Origin of the sequence: Reyranella sp., assembly GCF_050185545.1 — a bacterium.
Taxonomy (GTDB): domain Bacteria; phylum Pseudomonadota; class Alphaproteobacteria; order Reyranellales; family Reyranellaceae; genus Reyranella.
Genome location: NZ_JBFWZI010000346.1, coordinates 1 through 3,523, shown reverse-complemented (window position 1 = coordinate 3,523; position 3,523 = coordinate 1). Strand labels below are relative to the sequence as shown.

The following is a 3,523-nucleotide window of genomic DNA, read 5'->3' as shown; positions in this document are numbered from 1 at the left end:
CTCATGGCAAACATTCATTGGCAGAACAAGATACGCAACTGGGCCCCGCTGGACGAGTCGGATCAACTTGGGTTGGAAGCTGCAATGCGGGCAGTCGAACTGGGAAGAGAGAATCCGGACGCGCTCGCTCGTGGTGGACTAGGGCTCATCCACTGTGGCGGCGACCGCGAAGATGGCTTGCGACACATCGAACGCGCTCTCAACCTCAATCCTAATTCACTGTTGGCGTGGCGCTTTGGCGGATGGGCTAGTTGGATGTTGGGCGATCACGCAAAATCGATTGGTCGTTTCAAGCAAGCGATGAAACTCAGTCCGAAGGACCCCTTTGCGTGGGACGCCTGTACAGGCATCGCCTTCCCCTACTTCTTTCGCGGACAATATGCGGAGGCGTTGTCGTGGATCGATCAGGCACTGCTACAGCGACCCGGTTATGTGCTTGCGCTTAGGCTCAAGTTGGTTGTTTCCGCAATGGCAGATTGCCCGACTGATGAGATAGAAGCGACATTGCGGCGATTGCAGGCCTTGGAGCCGAGTCCCTCGATCTCGACGGTAGTGAGCCGATTTATACGATGCCAGCCATCCGATCGCGATTTGTTCGAATTAGGACTGCGCAAAGCAGGAATGCCGGAATGATTGCGATAGTCCGCTCTCAATGACACGGACCGCTACGCAGTATCTACCAAACCACCGGTAGTCCCGTCTTGCTCAGTCCGCTGCCGGTACGAGACATCGAGCTTGTCGCGCACCTGTTCATGGACTGCTCGCGAGATTGCAATGCCGCCCACGTCGGCCACGCCCTCAACGCTGCTCGGTCATTCGGGTATGCCCGCGAGCCGCTTTTCACCGTCTCAAAAACGCGGCCCAAATCAATGACTTACAAGAAGCGTACTGAATTCACGGAGTCAACAGCTTTGGAGAAGAAGGGCCGGAGAGAGAGCAAAATGGCCTCTGAGCTGGCGAAGGCAGTCATCAGGTTCGTGCCGAAAGGCTCGCAAATGCTGGGCTTTTTTAGTCACGAGATTCTCAATGGAGAAATTTGAACCCAGGTTCACTGGCGGAGCGAAGGAACCTGAAATCCAACGGTCTCCGATTCGCGCGCCCCATTCGTGTAACAAAATTACCCACTGCACCTGCCCGAGGCAAGCGGTCTTATCGCGTCGCAAAGACCGCACGATAGACGCAAATTTTGGGATGGGGGTCGGTCGGTCGGCCGGCTAGGTCGGCTGATGAAACTGCCGTCTCTGCGGGGCTGGATCTAGCTGCGCGGGTTGCTTAGCACGATGCAGGTGCCGCCGGCAGCGCGCAGGCGGGCGCACAGGGCATCGGCGTCGGCGCGGCTTCTCGCCGAGACGCGTACGACGTAGGTCGAGGCGTCGGTCAAGCGGCCTAGTACGACCAGCGGCAGGTGGTCGCCCAGCACGGCCTCGTAGCGGCGGCGCACCCGCTCGAAGCGAGCGAGCACGTCCCCTTCCGAGAAGCTGCCGGCAAGCTGCACGCCCCACGGTCCCCAGGCCGGGTCGGCGGTGTAGTCGCGGCGCGGGACGGCATGATTGACCACACCGTTGGCAAACTCGACACAGCGCATCCCAATCAGCGAATCCGTTAGCGGTGGCGGCGACGCCATCTCCGGCATCTGCCGCGCCGTCCAGGCCTCGGCAGCGTAGCCGGTGACTAGGCGGACATAGGCCTGCGTCTCGAACGGCAGGGCGGCGCGGCCGGCACGCCAAGCGGAGACGGCGCCGGGACCGGCACTGTAAGCGGCTGCGGCCAGGCCGAGATTGCCGCCGAAGGTGACGCGCAACTCGCGCAGGTAGCTCGCCGACTCGCACCCGCGATCATGAACATCCTGCGCTCGGTGAGCACCCGCAGCATTCACGTCGCGTCGCGCCCGACACGCCGCCGGCGATCCGCGCTTGTCCGCTATTCGACCCGCAACCTGCCGACCACGCTCGGCTCGCCGCCGACGCCGACCTTGACGATCACCATCTCGCCCTCGGCCGGGTTAATCCCCACCAGTGCGTTGATGACGATGCCGTGGGTAGAAAACAGCACGCGCGGGGCGGGCCCCAGGGCCGCGAGGTAAGCCCTGAGGGACGTCACCTGCTGTTTTCTGTGCTCGGCGCGCCCGACCAGGTTGCTCAGCGCGTCCAGCGGTTCCGGATCGCGCCCGGTGAGGAGCTTGGCGGTCTCCATGCAGCGGCACCAGGGACTTGACAATACACGATCGAACGCCAGTCCGCGCGCCCTGAAGGCTTCGCCGGTGCGACGCGCTTGGGCTCGACCGGCATCTGTCAGGTTGCGCTGACTCGCACAATCGTCCAGCCGATAGCCGGGCGGATCGCCGAACCCGCCCGGCGTCGCCGCATGGCGCATGAAAACCACGTGGCCAGGTTGGCGCAGCAAGGTCCAGGCATCGCCCTGGGCGAGCGTGGGGGACTGACCGGCAATAAGAAACAGAGCCGCCAGCAGCGCCAGGCAAAACTCGGCGCGGCGTAGCAGTCGCGGCCACACTCCCGGCACGTTCAGCGGCGGGCGCGGGCCTGGCTGCAGTCCGCACATCGGATAGAACATCCTCGTCGCTCGAGTTAGTGAAAATCGTGAAGTGGTTCATCCCGGAAGTGGCGATGTGACCTCCTGTGATCGTGGTGGAAGTGAAGCCTGCTATGCCAGCCGAGCTGATCCCGGTGGCCCCAATCCAGGAAGTCTAGGCGGCAAGCTTAACGTCGTCGACGCCCGCCTTGACGTTCATGAACCTGCGTCGCGGTGCTCGAGAGTTCCCTACCAAAACTAACAGCCTCCAGCAGGCGGTCGCTTCATCGGCGACTCACCCCGATTTTGCGCGATGCCATCGGTCCTCCGGGCGCCGTTCAGAAACAATCGGCCGCCCCCGAACAAAGCAATGGAACATCGGCGCAATCCGCTTGGATCGGCGGCCGACAAGAGCGAAGTGTCGCTCACTCGAACGGAGCGGCTGATGATTGAGGGTTTCAAGGCTGTAGCGCAGCGGATGGTAAACGCCGAGAGGACGATGATCGAGACGCTGATGAACATCGCGAAACTAACCGAGGCGGAAGCCCGCAAGGCCTTCGTCACGCTGCGCAAGGTCAAGGCCTTGAAGCTCGATGCCGTCAACGGCCGCTACCTCGTCACCCACGGCGCCTTCATGGAGCCCGACGTCATTCGCCGCGCCGCCGGCCAGTAGCAAGAACGACCTCAATTCCGCGCAGCGTCAATGGCGGCAACGGCTTGGACCAGAGAGTTTTTCAACGCGTCCAGCCGACGAAGCTCGATCACAGACCCACGCCCTGCCATCACGAGAACTCGATCGAGCAGGGCATCGGATTGTCCGAGCAGTGCGATGAGGCGCTGACCACTCGGTCCGCGCTTCCCTGACAACCTGTTCTTGGCTGTCCGCTCGCTAGCGCCGGGCCTCGTCGAGCGCGCTGAAAGCATGGCCTGAAGCACCATCACGCCTGCCAACTGGGATTGCGATGGCGTCGCAACAATCCCCGATCATGAAATG

5 protein-coding genes are annotated in these 3,523 nt (G+C 62.4%); 3 read left to right on the top strand and 2 right to left on the bottom strand.

What is annotated here, in order from left to right:
* Together AB7O82_RS37810 and AB7O82_RS37805 are read left to right on the top strand one after the other, a co-directional pair.
* Nucleotides 1-633 (top strand): tetratricopeptide repeat protein (locus tag AB7O82_RS37810; RefSeq protein WP_428621901.1); only part of this gene is annotated, 633 nt, incomplete at its 5' end.
* Nucleotides 634-701: 68 nt separating this feature from the next.
* Entirely contained in the window at nt 702-1,040 is a 339-nt protein-coding gene (locus AB7O82_RS37805) for a hypothetical protein (protein WP_428621899.1), read from the top strand.
* Between the two features lie 215 nt (nt 1,041-1,255).
* Here AB7O82_RS37805 and AB7O82_RS37800 read toward each other — a convergent pair whose 3' ends face one another.
* Complete coding sequence (locus AB7O82_RS37800) at nt 1,256-1,876, bottom strand: lytic transglycosylase domain-containing protein (RefSeq protein WP_428621897.1); 621 nt, start codon at nt 1,874-1,876, stop codon at nt 1,256-1,258.
* Between the two features lie 44 nt (nt 1,877-1,920).
* The gene (locus AB7O82_RS37795; protein ID WP_428621895.1) at nt 1,921-2,571 is read right to left on the bottom strand and encodes a histidine phosphatase family protein; all 651 of its coding nucleotides are present in this window, start codon (nt 2,569-2,571) and stop codon (nt 1,921-1,923) included.
* Between the two features lie 403 nt (nt 2,572-2,974).
* On the opposite strand from AB7O82_RS37795, the gene AB7O82_RS37790 reads away from it, so the two are divergent.
* Nucleotides 2,975-3,202, top strand: a complete 228-nt coding sequence (locus AB7O82_RS37790; RefSeq protein WP_428621893.1) for a hypothetical protein — start codon at nt 2,975-2,977, stop codon at nt 3,200-3,202.
* The last annotated feature ends 321 nt before the right edge of the window (nt 3,203-3,523 follow it).

What these genes read in the sequence shown, in the direction of transcription:
- AB7O82_RS37790 (WP_428621893.1), top strand. Translation starts at nt 2,975, where the DNA reads ATGATTGAGGGTTTCAAGGCTGTAGCGCAGCGGATGGTAAACGCCGAG.
- AB7O82_RS37795 (WP_428621895.1), bottom strand. Translation starts at nt 2,571, where the DNA reads ATGTTCTATCCGATGTGCGGACTGCAGCCAGGCCCGCGCCCGCCGCTG.